The sequence below is a fragment of the Caldicellulosiruptoraceae bacterium PP1 genome, from assembly GCA_041320695.1.
Classification (GTDB): Bacteria; Bacillota; Thermoanaerobacteria; order Caldicellulosiruptorales; family Caldicellulosiruptoraceae; genus JBGGOQ01.
Genome location: JBGGOQ010000001.1, coordinates 640,979 through 659,587 on the forward strand (window position 1 = coordinate 640,979; position 18,609 = coordinate 659,587).

General features: G+C 29.0%; 19 protein-coding genes, 1 tRNA gene and 1 riboswitch. Of the genes, 2 read left to right on the forward strand and 18 right to left on the reverse strand.

What is annotated here, in order from left to right; all coding sequences use genetic code 11:
• Positions 1-2: 2 nt before the first annotated feature.
• Together ACAG39_03330 and ACAG39_03335 are read right to left on the reverse strand one after the other, a co-directional pair.
• A complete protein-coding gene (locus tag ACAG39_03330; GenBank protein MEZ0536268.1) occupies positions 3-737 on the reverse strand; it encodes a TIGR03915 family putative DNA repair protein in 735 nt (244 codons plus the stop codon).
• Positions 737-2,014, reverse strand: a complete 1,278-nt coding sequence (locus ACAG39_03335) for a putative DNA modification/repair radical SAM protein (protein MEZ0536269.1) — start codon at positions 2,012-2,014, stop codon at positions 737-739. The genes ACAG39_03330 and ACAG39_03335 overlap by 1 nt, the downstream gene beginning before the upstream one ends.
• A 109-nt stretch (positions 2,015-2,123) precedes the next feature.
• Between ACAG39_03335 and ACAG39_03340 the strand changes: the two genes are divergently transcribed.
• Positions 2,124-2,199 (forward strand) — tRNA-Arg (locus tag ACAG39_03340).
• 102 nt (positions 2,200-2,301) lie between these two features.
• Here ACAG39_03340 and purB read toward each other — a convergent pair.
• From purB to rplU, 12 genes are all read right to left on the reverse strand, one after another.
• On the reverse strand, positions 2,302-3,732 hold the full coding sequence (purB, locus tag ACAG39_03345) for an adenylosuccinate lyase (GenBank protein MEZ0536270.1): 1,431 nt from the start codon (positions 3,730-3,732) through the stop codon (positions 2,302-2,304).
• Between the two features lie 27 nt (positions 3,733-3,759).
• Positions 3,760-4,953 carry a pyridoxal phosphate-dependent aminotransferase gene (locus ACAG39_03350; protein ID MEZ0536271.1) on the reverse strand — a complete coding sequence of 398 codons (1,194 nt, stop codon included), beginning with the start codon at positions 4,951-4,953 and terminating at the stop codon, positions 3,760-3,762.
• 125 nt (positions 4,954-5,078) lie between these two features.
• Positions 5,079-5,978: a dipeptidase gene (locus tag ACAG39_03355; GenBank protein ID MEZ0536272.1), complete on the reverse strand. Its 900-nt coding sequence runs from the start codon at positions 5,976-5,978 to the stop codon at positions 5,079-5,081.
• Positions 5,979-6,000: 22 nt separating this feature from the next.
• Entirely contained in the window at positions 6,001-6,723 is a 723-nt protein-coding gene (locus ACAG39_03360; GenBank protein MEZ0536273.1) for an MBL fold metallo-hydrolase, read from the reverse strand.
• A 12-nt stretch (positions 6,724-6,735) separates the two neighbouring features.
• A complete protein-coding gene (locus tag ACAG39_03365) occupies positions 6,736-7,863 on the reverse strand; it encodes a homoserine O-acetyltransferase (protein ID MEZ0536274.1) in 1,128 nt (375 codons plus the stop codon).
• A 22-nt stretch (positions 7,864-7,885) separates the two neighbouring features.
• Positions 7,886-9,160 carry an O-acetylhomoserine aminocarboxypropyltransferase/cysteine synthase family protein gene (locus ACAG39_03370; protein MEZ0536275.1) on the reverse strand — a complete coding sequence of 425 codons (1,275 nt, stop codon included), beginning with the start codon at positions 9,158-9,160 and terminating at the stop codon, positions 7,886-7,888.
• 77 nt (positions 9,161-9,237) lie between these two features.
• Positions 9,238-9,340: riboswitch (SAM riboswitch) on the reverse strand.
• 64 nt (positions 9,341-9,404) lie between these two features.
• Entirely contained in the window at positions 9,405-9,692 is a 288-nt protein-coding gene (locus ACAG39_03375; GenBank protein ID MEZ0536276.1) for a YhbY family RNA-binding protein, read from the reverse strand.
• A 62-nt stretch (positions 9,693-9,754) separates the two neighbouring features.
• Positions 9,755-9,940 (reverse strand): hypothetical protein, encoded by a 186-nt coding sequence (locus tag ACAG39_03380; GenBank protein MEZ0536277.1) that lies wholly within the window; start codon positions 9,938-9,940, stop codon positions 9,755-9,757.
• A gap of 107 nt (positions 9,941-10,047) precedes the next feature.
• The gene (obgE, locus tag ACAG39_03385) at positions 10,048-11,331 is read right to left on the reverse strand and encodes a GTPase ObgE (GenBank protein MEZ0536278.1); all 1,284 of its coding nucleotides are present in this window, start codon (positions 11,329-11,331) and stop codon (positions 10,048-10,050) included.
• A 65-nt stretch (positions 11,332-11,396) separates the two neighbouring features.
• Positions 11,397-11,699, reverse strand: a complete 303-nt coding sequence (rpmA, locus tag ACAG39_03390) for a 50S ribosomal protein L27 (GenBank protein ID MEZ0536279.1) — start codon at positions 11,697-11,699, stop codon at positions 11,397-11,399.
• A gap of 1 nt (position 11,700) precedes the next feature.
• Positions 11,701-12,024 carry a ribosomal-processing cysteine protease Prp gene (locus ACAG39_03395; GenBank protein MEZ0536280.1) on the reverse strand — a complete coding sequence of 108 codons (324 nt, stop codon included), beginning with the start codon at positions 12,022-12,024 and terminating at the stop codon, positions 11,701-11,703.
• A gap of 1 nt (position 12,025) precedes the next feature.
• Positions 12,026-12,337 carry a 50S ribosomal protein L21 gene (gene rplU / locus ACAG39_03400; GenBank protein MEZ0536281.1) on the reverse strand — a complete coding sequence of 104 codons (312 nt, stop codon included), beginning with the start codon at positions 12,335-12,337 and terminating at the stop codon, positions 12,026-12,028.
• 197 nt (positions 12,338-12,534) lie between these two features.
• Between rplU and ACAG39_03405 the strand changes: the two genes are divergently transcribed.
• Positions 12,535-13,209: a TraX family protein gene (locus ACAG39_03405; protein ID MEZ0536282.1), complete on the forward strand. Its 675-nt coding sequence runs from the start codon at positions 12,535-12,537 to the stop codon at positions 13,207-13,209.
• Between the two features lies 1 nt (position 13,210).
• On the opposite strand, the gene ACAG39_03410 is transcribed toward ACAG39_03405, so the two are convergent.
• The 4 genes from ACAG39_03410 to ruvB all read right to left on the reverse strand — a co-directional run bounded on the left by ACAG39_03410 (position 13,211) and on the right by ruvB (position 18,599).
• A complete protein-coding gene (locus tag ACAG39_03410) occupies positions 13,211-14,407 on the reverse strand; it encodes an AGE family epimerase/isomerase (protein MEZ0536283.1) in 1,197 nt (398 codons plus the stop codon).
• An 83-nt stretch (positions 14,408-14,490) separates the two neighbouring features.
• The gene (locus ACAG39_03415; protein ID MEZ0536284.1) at positions 14,491-16,674 is read right to left on the reverse strand and encodes a glycosyl hydrolase; all 2,184 of its coding nucleotides are present in this window, start codon (positions 16,672-16,674) and stop codon (positions 14,491-14,493) included.
• A 390-nt stretch (positions 16,675-17,064) separates the two neighbouring features.
• Positions 17,065-17,595 (reverse strand): epoxyqueuosine reductase QueH, encoded by a 531-nt coding sequence (locus ACAG39_03420; GenBank protein MEZ0536285.1) that lies wholly within the window; start codon positions 17,593-17,595, stop codon positions 17,065-17,067.
• Positions 17,592-18,599, reverse strand: a complete 1,008-nt coding sequence (gene ruvB, locus ACAG39_03425; protein MEZ0536286.1) for a Holliday junction branch migration DNA helicase RuvB — start codon at positions 18,597-18,599, stop codon at positions 17,592-17,594. The genes ACAG39_03420 and ruvB overlap by 4 nt, the downstream gene beginning before the upstream one ends.
• Positions 18,600-18,609 lie beyond the last annotated feature (10 nt).

Genomic DNA, 18,609 nt, shown 5'->3' on the forward strand with positions numbered 1-18,609 from the left:
TTTTAATTTTTTTCAACTAAATATTTCCAATATTTTTTGGGCATATTTTGAACATGCAATTTATAATTTTTTCTCTCTTTTATTGTAATGGCACTAAGATATTTCTTCCATAATTTGTTGTAATCTAATTCATCTTTGCTATATATTAATTTTTCTAAATTTTTATTTGTAATGTATTTTAACACTTTATTTTTGTATAAAGCTATATTTTTTCTCTTAGTATCAATAATAATCCAATCAAAACTGCTAAAACGTTTCTTAAAAAATAAAGAAATTGGATATAATATATTTGTCTCTGGTGCAAACATAGCAACCAAAGTATTATTTTTAGTGGTTGAAAATCTTAAAAGTCCTATATACTTATTGAACTCTCTCATGGTTTTTTTACATCCTGTATAAACATTATAAACATAAATGTTAGAATAATCTTTGATAATCTTCCCACCATCTTTTTGTAGTAGTAATATAAAATTATATATACTAACTTCAATATCCAGTTTTTCTGATAAAAATGAATATAATAAAATATTATATAGATTATTCCCAAAACGCTGTTTAAAATCTTTTAAAAATTGCTTTGCTGCTTTTATATTAGTATTGCAATATATAGCATTATCAATAAAATTAGGTTGATAATTTTTTATACTCTTTATATCAACATTTTCTTTTTTATTATTTAACATTGAAATTAAACTTATAAATCCATAAAAACTTCCATCATATATATAAACATCCATTATAATTCACCTGTAATTGCTGATTTAAATATTCCAGATTCAAAAAAAGATATCTGAGAATATGATAAGTTTTCTTTATTCTCTACTTTCTCTATTAATAATAATTTAAGTATATCAGGGTTATAATTTACTTTTTCAAACATTTTTCCATTGCATGTAATAAAAAATTTAGCTCTTTTCAAAACAACTCCAATTTTTTTAAGGTCTTCAAATGAAAGTGAATGAAAATGTCTGGCTGATATTATTCTCTTAGCAGAATTAATACCAATGCCTGGCACTCTTATTAATTGCTCGTATGAACATTTATTAATTTCAATAGGAAATTTATCTAAATTTTTTAAGGCCCATAAAACCTTAGGATCATATTCTAATGGTAGATTTTGGTTGTCATTTAACAATTCATCAGCATCAAAATTATACACTCTAATTAGCCAATCTGCCTGATAAAGTCTATGTTCTCTTAGTAGTGGTGGTGAAGAAACATTTTCTATTCGGGAGTCATTGTTAACAGGGGTATATGCAGAATAATATACCCTTTTTAGTCCAATTTTCTTGTAAAGATTTTGTGAGAGCTTTATAATTTGGTAATCTGTATCCTTTGTAGCACCAATAATCATCTGAGTACTTTGACCCGCTGGGACATATAATGCAGCTTTTTTAAAATTTTTCTTTTCATCAATACTTTTTTCTATCCCATTTTTTATTATTTTCATTGGTTTAATTAACTTTTCTTTATCTTTCTGTGGTGCCAAAAGTTTTAGGCTTTTTTCAGATGGTAGCTCAATATTTACACTCATTCTATCAACTAATAAACCTGCTTTATTTAATAAAATCTCAGAAGAACCAGGTATAGCTTTTATGTGAATATACCCATTAAAGTGATATGTTTTTCTTAGTAGTTCAACTGTTTTAGTAAGCATCTCCATTGTCCAATCAGGTGAATTTTTTATTGCAGAGCTTAAAAATAATCCTTCAATATAATTTCTTTTATAAAAATTAATGGTGAGTTCTGCAATCTCTTGAGGGGTAAATGAGGCTCTTTTAATATCATTACTTCTTCTATTTATACAATATGCACAGTCAAAAATACATTCATTAGTAAAAAGGATTTTAAGAAGTGAAACACACCTTCCATCTTCAGTCCAAGTATGACATATTCCTGCACTAAAAGTATTGCCTATTCCAGCGTTAGTTTCCCTTTTACTTCCACTTGAAGCACAAGACACATCATATTTAGCACCTGCTCCTAATATTTGAACCTTCTCAATAATATCCACATTGAACACCTCAAGATAATAATATCAGAACGTATTTTCGAATTCAATATTATTTATTTTATGTTGTATATATTAGTGATAAATGCTATAATTTATCATGTGTAATTTTACGCCCGTAGCTCAGAGGATAGAGCGTAGGACTTCGAATCCTGTGGTCGGGGGTTCGACTCCCCCCGGGCGTGCCAGAAAAGTGAAAAACCTGGACTGTTAAAGGGTAATTTACAAACAAAATGCAAACATAAATAAAAGAGGCTATCTCTATATTGTTGAATAGCCTCTTTTTTTATTCATATATTTACTTCAGATTTGAAATCTAATAAGTTATTATGTTTTTGCAATATAGGAATAATATACTCTTCATAGTATTCCTTAACTTGTGATGGGCAACGACCAATAAATTTTGATGGATTCAAAATTTCTAATATTTCTTCTTTTGAAAGTTTAAATTCAGGGTCTTTTTCAATAAGTTCAATTATATTGTTATTACCGCCTTTTAGTTTTACATTTTCTCCAGCTATCATAGCATATTTTCTAATTTTCTCATGCAATTCTTGTCTATCTCCACCTCTTTTTACAGCCTCCATAAGTATATTTTCGGTAGCCATAAATGGTAGTTCTTCATATATATGCTTTTCTATCATCTTTTCATATACTACAAGTCCACTTGCTACATTATGGTATATATTTAAAATTGCATCAACTGCTAAAAATGCCTCAGGTATTGAAATTCTTCTATTTGCAGAATCATCTAATGTTCTTTCTAACCATTGAACAGAAGCTGTAAATAAAGGATTTTGAATATTAACCATAACATATCTTGATAAAGCACATATTCGTTCACATCTCATAGGGTTTCTTTTATATGCCATTGCAGAAGAACCAACTTGTGTTTTTTCAAATGGTTCCTCAATCTCTTTTAAGCTTTGCAAAAGCCTAATATCATTTGCAAATTTATAAGCACTTTGAGCAATAGAGGACAATAATGATAAAACTAAAAAGTCATACTTTCGTGGATAAGTTTGTGAAGTTAAAGGATAGCTATTCTCAAACCCCATTTTTTTGCAAACAAGCTTATCTAATTCTTTTACCTTATTTTCATCGTTTTCAAAAAGAGCCATAAAACTTGCTTGGGTTCCTGTTGTCCCCTTTACTCCACGCAAAACTGTTTTAGATAAAACATATTCAAGATAATCTAAATCATTTACAAGGTCTTGTGCCCATAACATAGCACGTTTTCCAACAGTTGTTAGCTGTGCTGGTTGAAAATGAGTAAATCCAAGTGTGGGTAAATCCTTGTACTTCAGTGCAAAATCAGCAACTGCTTTTATTGTATTAACTAGTTTTTTTCTAATAAGTAATAATGCATCTCTTATTATAATGATATCAGCATTGTCAGTAACAAAACAGCTTGTTGCACCTAAATGAATGATTGCTCTGGCTTTTTTTGCTTGTTCACCATAAGCATGAATATGTGCCATAACATCATGTCTTAATTCCTTTTCCTTTTGAAAGGCTACATCATAATTGATTTCTTCAGCGTATTTTTTAAGTTCATCAATTTGTTCATCTGTAATATTGAGCCCTAATTCTTTTTCAGATTCAGCCAAAGCAATCCATAATTTTCTCCAAAGCTTAAATCTATTATCATCAGAAAATAATTTTTTCATTTCATTACTTGCATATCTTGAATTTAAAGGACTTTCATATATATCATGCATTTTATAAAATCTCATCTCCTAAGAAATTTATTGAAGTTCTTTGATAAACTCTTCAATTCTTTTTAAACCATTTATTATATTCTTTTCTGAAGTAGCATATGATAATCTAATAAAATTATTAATACCAAAACCTTCACTTGGTACTACTGCAACCTTTTTGGTTTCTAAAAGAATTTTCGCAAAAGTATTTGCTGAATCAATAACTTGATTATTATAACTTTTACCAATAATATTAGTCAAATCAACCATTATATAAAAAGCCCCATTTGGCTTTAATGCTGATAAACCATCAATTGAGTTTACCAAATTATAAATTAAATCTCTTCTTTTTGAAAATTCAATAAGCATTTTATTAAGACTATCTTGATTGCCATTTAAAGCTTCTAAGGCTGCATATTGTGCTATTGAATTTGGATTAGATGTCATATGACTTTGTAAGTTACTCATAATATTTGCTAATTCTAAATTTGATAAGGTATATCCAATTCTCCAGCCTGTCATAGCATAAGATTTTGAAACACCATTTACTATAATAGTTAATTCTTTTGCTTTTTCACTAAATACGGCTGGAGATACATGTGTATAATTATCATAAATAAGTTTGTCATATATTTCATCAGATATTATAAATATCTCCTTTTCAACACAAAATTCGACAATATCTTTTAATTCTTCATATGTATAAACCATTCCAGTTGGATTTGATGGAGAATTTAAAACAAGTGCTTTGGTCTTATTTGAAGTATAATTTTCTAATAATTGTTTGTTTATTTTAAAATTAGTCTCTTTAGTTGTTGGAATTTCTATTGCTTTACCATCTGCAAGTTTTATGAGTTCAGGATATGTTACCCAATACGGTGAAGGTAATAGTACCTCATCATCTTTATTAAGTATTGCAAAAAAAACATTCATTAATGAGTGCTTTGCTCCATTGCTTACTACAACCTGGTTTGGTGTATATTTTAAATTATAGTTTGTTTCATAGTAATTTACAATAGCTTCTTTTAGTTTTGGTATGCCTGCAACTGGTGTATATTTGGTGTATCCTCTAATGATTGCATCAATTGCAGCATATTTTATATTATTTGGAGTATCAAAATCAGGTTCACCTGCACCAAAGCCAATAACATCTTCGCCAGCTTCTTTCATTTTTTTAGCCAAACTATCTATTGATAATGTAGGTGAAGGTGAAACATTCATTGCCTTTTCTGAATACTTCATACTTATGTGTCATCTCCTTAGTTCTTTTTGCAATACTATATCATATTTATATGCATTTTTCAATTATTTTGTTACAATTTATAGGTTTTTTTAATGTTATTTCGCAAGTTTTAAATGTAAAAATTTCATTTTATATTATAGTAACCTTTAACAAAATTGATAAGGTTTTTATAACATATTTGTTCCACTTCTTTTTGAGTAAAACCAGATTCTTGTAAATATTCTTTTATTATTTCTAAACTTTCAATACCATTAATATTTTCAGGAAATTCAAATGCACCATCAAAATCACTTCCAAAACAAATGTAATCAGTTCCAATAATATCAGCTATATATTTTATATGATTAATAATATCAACAATTGTTGAGTTATTAGTGGCATTCAAAAAGGGCTTATAAAAGTTTATCCCAATAAGCCCCTTATATTCCTTTATTATTTTTATCTGATCGTCTTTTAAATTTCTAACATGATTACATAAAGAATAACTATTTGAATGAGAAACAATAAATGGCTTATAAATTATATTTACAGCATCATAAAAAGTTTTATAAGATGCATGAGATAGATCTACAATAAAATCTAATTTAAGCAGTTGTTTTAATACATCTTCACCAAACCTTGAAAGCCCTTGATTTGTGAATGCCCCTCCCGCTATATGTGTTTTATGGTTCCAAGTTAACGTAGCAAGTCTATAATTTGCATCTTTTAATAAATATAACTGATCTATTTCATTAATTATGGCAATATCTTCAATACTTAATAAAACATTTATTTTTTCAACATCAAATTTACAACCTGTAAAAATATTAATAGCATCATATCTATCTAATTGTTTTGCAAGGTTTATGGCATATCCTACCATATCATAATTATTATATTTTGTATCTTGCCATACTGCCATATTTTGAAATAACAACCCTATTTTTTTTGCTCTTTCAAAATCAAAATGCAAATCATTTTTCATCAAATCTTTTTTTTCTTTAAATGCAAGTGTTAATGTATCATTATGTGCATCAGCAAACATTTTATATACCTCAAATACTTTTTTATAATTCTATGCACTTACCTTCGGTTGCAATGATAGTATTTTCAAATATATTTTTAGCACATTTTAGCTGTTCAATTCTATCATGTTCAGGCTTAAAATGAGTTAGGCAAAGTTGAATTGAGTTAGATTCTTTAGCAATTTTAGCAGCTTGTGAAGGCGATAAATGAAATCTTTTATCTTGGCTAATTTTTTCTAAGTCTATATCTTTGTAGCATGAATTCATTAATAAAAGGTCAGAATCTTTACAAAAATCAATTAAATTATCAAAATAACCTGTGTCAGACGAAAATACAAATTTTTTATTATTATAAACTACAGAAACTGCATAACTTTTATAAGGATGGATTCCTTGTAAAAAATCAATTTGTATATCATTAATGTTAAAAGAAAGATTTTCTTCAATTGGCTTTATATTATAAACACCCTTTTTTAATTGATTTAATTCGTCAATAGGTTCACTTGGAATATAAAGGTCTATTTTTTTGTTTTTTGATGCAAAATAGTATTTTAAAACACCTAAATCAGAAATGTGATCAGAATGTAAATGTGAACAAATAATAAAATCTATTTGCTCAAAATCAAAATATTTGAGAAATTTTGAAATTACACCACTACCACATTCTAATAAAATACCTTTATTATTGCATTTAATAAAATAACCTGATGTAGCTAAATCTTTTCCTGGATAGGGACCAACAGAACCAAGAATAGTTATTTGCATTAAATCAACTCCCTATTTATCTAATTCATCTAGAAAGTCACTTAATATTGGTCTAAATTTATTGTCTTCCACCAAAAAGGAATCATGCCCATAATCTGATTCTATCTCATTGTAGTACAGTTTAACACCATATTTTAGTAGCTCATCTCTTGTTTGTCTCATTTGAGAAAGCGGAAATAGAATATCAGATGTAATAGCAACTAATAAAAATTTTGCTTTGATTCTTTTTAATGCATTTTCAATACTTCCATATTCTCTTTCAAAATCAAAAAGATCCATTGCTCGCGTTAGATATAAATAGGTGTTTGCATCAAATCTTTGAACTAACTTTAATCCCTGATAATGTAAATAACTTTCTACCTCAAATTCTGTATTAAATGAATCAAAAAATGTCTCTATTGGGTCTTTTGTTCGTCTATTAAATTTTTTCTCCATTAATACATCGCTTTGGTATGTTATCATGCCTATCATTCGAGCTATTGATAACCCATTTTGTGGGATATCATCTCCATAGTAATCTCCGTTTTTCCAATTCGGATCTGACATAATTGCTCTTCGCATAACCTCATTAAATGCTATTGATTGAGGATTAAGTCTTAAAGGAGATGCTATATTAATTACTCCATCCATAAAATCTGGATAGCTTACTGCCCACTCAAGTGCCTGCATACCTCCCATTGACCCACCTACTACACAATGAATATGCTCAATATTTAAGCAATCCAAAAGTTTTTTTTGAACATTAACCATATCCTTTATTGTAATTATTGGAAATCTAATTCCATAAGGTTTCCCATCCTCAGAAATAGAGGATGGGCCAGTTGTCCCTTGACAACCGCCCAAAACATTTGAACAAATAATGAAATATTTATTTGTATCGAATATCTTACCTGGCCCTACAAATTTATCCCACCAACCAAGTTTTTCATCTTCTTCTGAGTGTTTTGCAACATGAGAATCGCCAGTTAATGCATGTGTTATTAAAATAATATTATTTTTTTTATCATTAATAGTTCCATATGTTTCATATGCAACATCAATTGGTCCAAAGTATTTACCACTTTCGAGCTTAAAATCTTTATTTTGAGCAAATCTTACATATTTTTTGTAACCTTCTTCATAAAAGAAACAATCTTGCAACTAATTTACCCCCAGCTAAAAATTATACTTTATTTAATGCATTGTCAATATCATATATTAAATCGTCAATTTCTTCAATACCTATTGATACTCTAATCATTTCTGGTTTTACCCCTGCCATTTTTTGTTCTTCTTGGCTCAATTGTTGATGTGTTGTTGAAGCTGGGTGTATTATTAAAGATTTTGCATCGCCAACATTGGCTAAATGTGAGAATAATTGTACTGATTCTATCACTTTTTTTGCAGCATCATATCCGCCCTTTAGTCCAAAAGTAAAAATAGCACCTGGGCCTTTTGGAAGATACTTTTTGTATAAACTATGATATTTATTATCAGCTAAATAAGGATAGTTTACCCATTCTACTTTTGGATGTTTATTTAGATATTCAGCAAGTTTTATTGCATTATCAACATGTTTTTTCATCCTTAGAGATAATGTTTCAAGACCTAATAAAAGTAAGAAAGCATTAAATGGTGAAAGGCACGCACCTACATCTCTTAGTAGATTAAGCCTAAGTTTTGCTATATAAGCACCTTCTTTAAATGCTTCTTTATAATTAAGACCATGATAGCTTGGATCAGGCTCATTTAACTCAGGGAATTTCTCTTTGTTCCAATCAAATTTACCAGAATCTATAACAATTCCAGCAATTGAAGTTCCATGCCCACCCAAAAATTTTGTAGCAGAATAAACAACAATATCTGCTCCAAAATCAAATGGTCTAAATAAATAAGGTGTAGCAAATGTATTGTCAACAATTAGTGGTATATTGTTGGAATGTGCTATTTTTGCTATTTCCTCGATATCAGGTATGTTTATATTTGGATTGCCTAATGTTTCTAAAAATATTGCTTTAGTTTTTTCATTAATTGCTTTTTCAAAATTTTCCACGTTATCTGGATCAACAAATCTAACATTAATACCAAATTTCTTGAAGGTATGAGATAATAATGTAAATGTTCCTCCATACAATGTACTTGCAGCTACTATTTCATCTCCGCTTTTTGCAATATTTAAAATTGAGTATGTTATAGCAGCTTGCCCAGATGATGTAGCAACAGCACCAACACCACCTTCAAGAAGGCTCATCCTTTTTTCAAACACATCAACTGTTGGATTACCTAATCTGGTATAAATATTTCCTACTTTTTTAAGTGCAAATAAGTCTGCTGCCTCTTCAGGAGTTTCAAAAATATATGATGTTGTTTGATAAATAGGTACTGCCCTTGATTTTGATGAATCAATCTCGTGTCCTCCATGCACTTGAATAGTATCAAATCCAAATCTTCTTTCCATTTTAATTACTCTCCTTTCATAAAATAAAAAAGTCTTCTTGCAGATAAGATGCTAAGAAGACTTTAACTTTTTAGCACTTCTTATCTGCCAGGTGATAAACCTGCTGGAATTAGCACCAAGAAATATTTTTCCGGTTGCCGGGCTTCATTGGGCCAGTCCCTCCGCCACTCTTGATAAGAAGTTTTATTTTTTTGTATTGCAGTTATTATAGCAAAATATACTTTAAAGGTCAATACTATACTAATTATATCTGTATTCTTGGTTTTGTTTTAGATTGTCTAAATACCACAATCTTCCTACCAATAACTTGAACAGGTTCTGCGTTTAATGTTTCACAAATTGATTTAATTGCATCCTTAGGTGAGATATCTGAATTTTTCTCAAGAGATATCTTAATTAATTCTCTTGCTTCTAAAGCGTCATCAATTTGTTTTAATACCTCATTAGTTATTCCTTCTTTCCCTATATGAATAATGGAACTGAAGTCGTTAGCCATTGCTCTTAAAATTGATCTTTGCTTTGATGTTATCATAAAACCAACTCCTTTATTAAACTTAAAAAGGCAGAAAGAATGGTCTTTCTGCCTGTATATTCTTAAACTTCCACTTCTTTTCTGGATTTTCTACGCTGCTTTTCGTATTCAGGATCCCCCTTTTTCCAACCGCTTCTTACCTTTTCAACTACCTTTGATTGATTTGAATCAACTACAAATCCATTTTCTTTAAAACAAAAGTACGCACTATTCCCTGCTTTACAATTTCCACAATTGATGCATTCCATATTGAAAAGATAAACCTCCAAACCTTTTTTAGATTTATTTTTTATACCACGATTTTACTACATTCTTAAAATTTTGTCCATATTATTTCATTTCAATTATGTTACAATTATTCGTAATACTCAAATTCTACATCAAGAATTCTAACCAGATCACCATCTTTTATACCCATTTCTCTTAGCTTGTTAAAAATGCCTAATTCATTTAAAAAGTTTTGGAAATATCTAAAAGAATCATAATCATTTATTACAATATTCCTTGCCACTTTTTCAACAACAGTTCCCTCTATAACAAATACATCATTTTCCTTTTTTATACTAATTGGCTTTTCTTCTTTCTTTTTATAATATACAAAGGTTCGAGGTTTTTTATCTGACTCAAAATCTTTTTCTTTTCTAACTTGTTTCAAAATTTCATATGCTCTTTGTACAACTTCTTTTATTCCAAAATTAGTTGCTGCTGATATTGGATAAACTTCATATCCTATTTTTTCTATTTCACTTTTGAAAAATTCGTAATATCCCTGAGCATCTGGTAAGTCCATTTTATTAGCTGCAACAATTTGAGGTTTTTTACTAAGTTCAGTGCTGTATTGTTTTAATTCATTATTTATTTTTATAAAATCGTCAATTGGTTCTCTACCTTCAATACCAGATACATCAACAACATGAATCAAAACATCTGTTCTTTCTATATGTCTTAAAAAATAATATCCTAACCCTGCTCCCTGAGAAGCACCTTCAATTAGGCCAGGAATATCTGCTAATACAAAACTTTCTCCACTATCAATATAAACAATACCTAAATTAGGTTGTTTTGTTGTAAATGGATAATTTGCAATTTCAGGCTTTGCATTTGTTGCAATTGATAAGAAGGTTGATTTACCTACGTTTGGAAATCCTATAAGTCCTACATCGGCTATTAACTTTAATTCTAATATTACCCACATTTCATCTCCCTTTTCTCCAACCTCTGAAAATCGAGGAACTTGCCTTGTAGGAGTAGCAAAATGAGTGTTTCCTCTACCTCCTCTTCCTCCATGAGCAACTATTGCTTTATCCCCTTCTATGCTTAAGTCAGCAATTACATCACCAGTTTGCTCATCTTTTATAACAGTCCCAACTGGCACCTTTATTATAAGGTCTTCTCCGTCTTTGCCATGCATATTATTAGGGCCGCCTTTTTCACCATTCTCAGCTTTGTAATGCCTTTTATATTTAAAGTCTAAAAGTGTATTTAGTTCTCTATCAGCAATAAATATTACATCTCCACCTTTGCCACCATCACCACCTGCTGGACCACCTGCTGGAACATATTTTTCTCTTCTGAAAGCAACAATACCATCTCCACCATCGCCAGCCTTTATATAAATCTTTGCGTAATCAGCAAACATCTTATCCCTCCATATACATAATAAAAAAGAGACAAACATTTTAGTTTGCCTCTTAAATTAGTCTTTTATTGAACAAAGGTTGCTTGATTTTCAGGAACTATTGATACAACTTTCTTTCCAAGTCTGTTTGTTTCAAACTTTACATAGCCTGTCTCTAAAGCAAATAATGTATCATCTTTTCCTATACCAACATTCTTACCTGGATGATATTTTGTTCCCCTTTGTCTTACTAAAATGTTACCTGCTAAAACAAATTGACCATCAGATCTTTTAACACCAAGTCTCTTTGATTCGCTGTCTCTTCCGTTTCTTGTTGAGCCACCTGCTTTTTTATGAGCAAAAAGCTGAATATCAAATCTTAATATCATGTTAATTCACCTCCACATAAACATTTTTAGGATATTGTTGCATTAATTCTTTTAATCCAATTAAAGTAGTTTCTAATAAAACATTACATCTTTCTATTTTTGTATTGTTTGTTTCATTAATTTCAAAAAGTAAATAGCCTTTATCTTGTATTAACCTATGCTTAATACCAACAACCTCAATACATCCATTTACATTTGTAAGTAAAATACCAGAGGCTGCAGCACAAACAATATCTTTTCCTTCAATATCAAAGCCACTATGCCCTTGAACAACAAGTTTTGTAAAATTCCCCTTGTTGTCTTTATAAAATACAGCTTTAATCATCTTATTTTGAAATTTTTACAATTTGAATCTTTGTATAATATTGACGATGTCCTAATGTTCTGTGGTAACCAGTCTTAGATTTATAATTGAAAACTACAACCTTTTTGTCTTTTGCAGTTTCTAATACCTTTGCTTCAACAAAAGCACCATCAACATATGGTTTCCCTACAACAAGTCCATCTTGGGTAGATACTGCTAAAACCTTGTCAATTTTTACAATACTATCATTTCCAGCATTTAGCTTTTCAACCTTTAGTACGTCTCCTTCTTGGACTCTGTATTGCTTACCACCTGTTTCAATTATAGCATACATTTTATTACCTCCTCAAATTAAATTATCGCCGCTACGGCAGTATAAACCTTTGCGTGCGAAACAACATTACAATTATAGCATGCATCTTAACAATATACAAGATGAAATATTTGATTTTTATTTTATGAAATTATTATAGCGTTCTAGTTATTTTTTTTATATAATGAATAATATTCATATCATATTGGAGGTTACATATGACTTCAGCACAACTCAAAGTCTTAGCATGTCTTTTTATGTTAATTGATCATATAGGAGTTATAATATATCCTGATATTATTACTTTTAGAATCATAGGTAGACTTGCATTCCCTATTTTTGTGTTTTTTATTGTTGAAGGTTTTTTAAAAACAAGAGACATTACATTGTATTTAGGTAGATTAACAATATTTGCAATTATATCGCAGTTCGCATTTTCATATGCATTTAATACATCATCATTAAATGTCTTATATACATTTATATTTGGCCTATTATCTTTGTACATACATAAAAAGAATAATGATATAAAAGTAGTCTTTTTACTAGCTTTAATAGCTCAACTTGTTGATACTGACTACGGTGCTTTTGGGGTAATACTTATATTTATATTTTATAAATTCTACCAAGACAGAAAAAAACTTATCAAATATTTTACTATAATAGTATTTTTATTTTCTTTATTAACTATTCTTTTTGATGTATTTTATTACAAAGAAGATTTAAGTAGTTTATTGTATTCACCTATTTTATATGAACCTATATGTTTAGCCTCCCTAATACTAATAAATCATTATAATGGGAAAAAGGGGGCAAATCTAAAATATCTATTTTATATATTTTACCCCCTTCATTTAGTAATATTAAGGCTTATTCAGATATATTTATTATGATTTATATTCTATTTAATACCTCAAAACACATTCTACTGTTGTGGTATGGACATTTCCAGAAATCAACTTTTGGCATATGGGTAAGTGGATTTCCTTCTCGTGTTAATTCGTTATACCACTCTCTATATCCGTCTGAATTATCTATTACTTTACTTTTAATAAAATTCCATACATTTATAGAAGCATCAAAATATTTTCTATCACCTGTTAATTGGAATGCATTAAGAAATCCAATTACTGCTTCGCTTTGAACCCACCATACTTTTTTGTCATTTAAGACATTACCATATTTTTCACTATATACTCCGCCAAATTCATTATCAATACCTTCTTCAAAAGTTATATCAGCCACTTTTATTATAATATCTTTTATAGAATTTTTTAGATTATTATCTCCTATTATCTCAGCAGTTTCCCAAATTAACCAACTTGATTCAATATCATGGCCATAGGAAATAGTTGTATCAATAAGGTTAAATTTACTATCAAAAAATGCACCAAAATGGAATATTTCTTTTCTTAGCATTTTATTCAATAAAATATCCACTAAATGTAATAAACTCTTTTCCACTTTTGTATCTCTTGTAGCTTTTAAGAAATTATTATATGCTTCCAATAGGTGTAAGTGAGTATTATGTATCTTTTTTTGCATATATGGTAAGCTTTCTAAACCATATATATAAGTAATAGTATTCCATTTTCTATCAAGAAACTCAAAGTATCCTCCATTAACATTATCAAAAGCATTATATTCAATTTTATCAAAGATTTCATAAGCTAAATCTAATGCTATCTTATTTCGAGTAGCCATATAATACTCGCTTAATGCATATATAGCAAAGGCTTGATTATATATATGTTTATTAAAATCTAATGGTTCTAAGTTTTCATCAACAACCCAATAAATTCCTTTGTATTTACTATCGTAAAGATAGTCCTTTAGAAAATTAAAAGCATGTGTGGCAATTGAAATATACCTCTCGTCATTAAATATATTATATGCTCTACTAAAAGTCCAAAGTATACGAGAATTTAAAATTCCACCTTTATTGGCATTCTTATTTATGTTCATAAAATTATCAATAAAACCAGTAAAACCAGGTAAGTTTTTATCGTAAGTATATCTTCCCCAAAACTCTAATATTGATAGAATCTCACCTTTTATTTCATCTCTAAATAAAACTATATTATTACTCATATTTACACCGTCCTCGCATATTAATTTTTAGTATATAAAATTAGTCAAAGATAGCAATAAGCTATCTCTGACTAACTTTTTAATTAATTTAAGCTTACCTTAATATTATCAATGTATATTGGCCCTTTATAAATAAGCTTCCATGAACCAAATCTGATAACAAGATTTGTGCTATTTGCTCTATCAACTCCATCTTTAAATTGATCTACCCTATGGATTACAGCATACTCAACTCCATTTATTGTTTTCTTATCTTTGATTTCTGGGACAACATAATCAACAAAATCTCCTATATCTGCCCATTTGTTATTCAAAGCTGAACCAATTTTTAATATTCCATCTTTGGACCAGTTATTAGGATCAGGCAAATAAACATCATATTCAATTTTTTTATATTTTGACAAATCAAATTTGCTTCCATCTTTTTTAAAAGTAACAGAAATATTAGCTTCTTCCCAATCTCCACCAGAATAATTTGTATATACCTTTAAAGAACCAACATTATTTTTTGTTTTTAAATCATTAGAATATTCAACTGGAACAATTTTTTCACTGTCAAAAGCTCCACCCCAAGCCTTGCTCCAACCCATAGTGTCTTTTTCAAAGTCATATATTATATCCTTGTTCCCAAATAATAAGGCTTCAGCGTTATTTTTTTCAGTTGCAGTTAAGTTTTCTTCTGTAGTTTGTTGGGTATTTGTATCAGAATCATTTGCTGTCTTATTATTATCATTTTCCGGAATATATTCTTCATAAATTAAATCAAATTTCTCAGTAGCTTTAAAAGGAAGTTCATCTTTAGTAATAACATAATCACTATTATATACCTTTTTTAGCATTTTCTTTTCTGTCCATTTTTCTGAATAATCTGTTCCTTGATATACAAATTCTCCACCCCAAGTGCAGAACCAAGACCAAGGAACACGCTCTGATTTTAAAAGATCTGGATCAGGTATTGTTCCTGTTTCAGATAAAGTAATTATTTTGGGAGTTGATGAATAAGCTAAAGCATTTATAAATCTTTCTTTTTTACTTGAGTAGTTTCTTTCACCGTCATATATATCCTCACCAATTATATCAACATACTGGTCTCCTGGATACCATTTCTCATTTTGGCCATTCCAAACCCAAATTAAGTTATTCAACTTATGGTAGTTTACTAATCTGTCAAACATTAGAATCCATAATTTTTTGTATGGTTCTGGACCTTTTGCACCCCACCAGAACCAACCACCAGATGCTTCATGCAGAGGTCTCCATAAAACTGGAACTCCTGCTTTTTGAAGCTTCTTAAGCTCATTTGCTATTGTATCAATATCTCTAATTATTAGTTTATATTCTTGAGAATTTTTATTGTCCATTGCTTTTTTCAAATCAAATGTTGTTGAATCTGTATAAAATCCTCTCCACCAAGGCTTATCTTGTGAGTCAATTAAATTCATAGGTGCATTCCAGTGCCAACAGAATGTAACAATACCATTGCTTTTCCACCATTTAATTGCCAAATCGGTCATACTACTTTTTGCTCCATGTTCTACCCTCGATGGAGAATAATCAATAAAGTCAAGTCCAAGAACTGCAGGTAGTTTACCAGTTTCTCTGTATATAATATTTATTTCATTTAATTGCTCATAAACTTGCTGCCCTGAAAGTATTTTTGATCCATATATGCTTGTTAAATACTCCATCAATTTAACAGCATTTGGGTGAGGATTTGGAGTAACTAATTTAGGTTTAATTGTTAGTTTTGCTTTATTTGTTGCATTTAATTCTTCTAACATAACTTTATCTATAATACCATAATCTCCTTTCATTATTATTGCTAATGTATGTTTACCTTGTTTAATATATACTTTTTTGTATAAAGTATCTATACCAAATTTATTTATTTGAGAAGGTTTCATTTTACCTACCAATTCAAAGTCAATATATATTTCAAAAATAGGGATAGATTTACCTTTTAAAAGATAATCTTGGATTTGAATAATATAATCTGCTGATTTTGTTATGTTAATTTCAGTAGTAATAGAAGAAAATCCTCCTGATGTAAATTCAACATAGCCAATTCCACTAAAACCTTTAAGAGATTTTTTTATAACCGAGTCAAACATTTTAAATTTCTCTGCCTCTAAAGTAATTATAACAGGCTTTTGTTGATTATTAGTTGTTGCCTTGTTAGATGATGCATATGTAAAGCCAATATTAAATAAAAAGATTAATAAGAGTGACAAAGATAACACTCTTTTTGAAAAATTAACATTATTCATAAACATCACTCCTTTAATAAAACATTATTATGCACTTTAATTTTACCCATTTTGTTAAGATTATATTGTTATTATATAACATTTTGTGATTTAAAACAATATTGTTATATTAATAGTTATATTATATAATTCACATAATATAATATTGCAATCCGTTTAATTTTTATGAATTTTTTATAAATTTGGTGATAAACAAGATAATATTTCAATTTTGTTGCATATATTTTTTACTTTTTTTACGTATATATTATTACACGTTATAATGCATTGTATGAAGCATGAATAGACAGATCAAAAACATATTGATAATATTAAGTGTTATTAAAGATAAATATTAAACGTCAAAATATGTAAAAAGAGGGTGATCAATTATATTTTTGAAACACCCTCCTATTTATTAAGATATCTTTCTTTTTCACTATATATGCAACCACAGTATTTTTGCATGTAAAGTCCTAATTCTTTTGCTTTTTTACGTCCTTGCCAATAACCTGGTCTAAAATCTCTATAGAAAAATCGAATATTATATTTCTCAGCTATTCTTTCACCTATTGTTTTTATAAGTTCATGTTTTTGATAAGGACTTACTAACAGTGAAGTAGTAAATGCATCAAAACCATTATTTTTTGCATAAATTGCGGTTTTTTCTAATCTATTAGCATAACAATAGTTACATCTATTTTTGGGGTTTAGGGCAACATTACTTAAAAATCCTTCAATGTCATAATCATCTTCAATGAAAAAATCAATATTTAAATAATCGTAAAGTTTTTTTGCAGCATCTAACCTGCTTTTATATTCAGTCCAAGGATGAATATTATTATTATAAAAGTAACCGCAAACATCATGATTTTCACTATTAATTACTTCAAGTGGATAAACAGCACATGGTCCACAACATGTATGCATTAGTATTTTCACAATTTTTTCCCTCCAAATTTAATTTCAGAAATATGAAGAACTGCTTTTTCTGTTGCAATCCTACCTCTTGGTGTTTTTTGTAAAAATCCTTCTTGTAGAAGATATGGCTCATATATATCCTCAATAGTCCCTTCATCTTCGCTAATACAAGCAGCTAATGTTGACAAACCAACAGGCCCACCGTTAAAAGTGTAGATTATTGTTTCAAGCAATTTCCTATCTACTGTATCTAATCCATACTGATCAATTTCAAAAACATTTAATGCTTCTTCTGCAACACCAATATTTAGAATACTATTATACTTTACCATAGCATAATCTCTTACTCTTCTTAATAATCTATTTGCAATTCTTGGTGTTCCCCTTGATCTTTTAGCAATTTCTTTAGCAGCCTCAACATCAATACCAATATTTAATATTTGAGCAGATCTTAAAATAATCTCAGTCAAATTCTCAATTGAATAGTAATCAAGTCTTTGAATAATTCCAAATCTATCTCTTAGAGGAGATGATATTAATCCCGCTCGTGTAGTAGCTGCTATTAAAGTAAATCTTGGTATATTTAATCTTATTGTTTTTGCAGAGGGCCCTTTTCCAATTATTATATCAACCTTCATATCCTCCATAGCGGGATAAAGAACCTCTTCTATTACTCTATTTAACCTATGGATTTCATCAATAAATAGTATATTGTTTTCACCAATGTTAGTAAGTATGGCTACAAGATCACCTGATTTTTCTATGGCAGGCCCAGAAGTAATTTTTATATCAGAGTTCATTTCATGTGCAATAATATTGGCTAAAGTGGTTTTACCAAGTCCTGGAGGTCCATACAATAAGATATGGTCCATGGGTTCATTTCTTTTCTTTGCTGCCTCAATAAAAATCTTAATTTGATTTTTTACTCTATCCTGACCTATATAATCATCTAATTTAGTTGGTCGTAAAAAGTTTTCATCATTTAGCTCATTCATTTGAATATTATTATTAAAAAAACGCTCCATTCCAACTCAT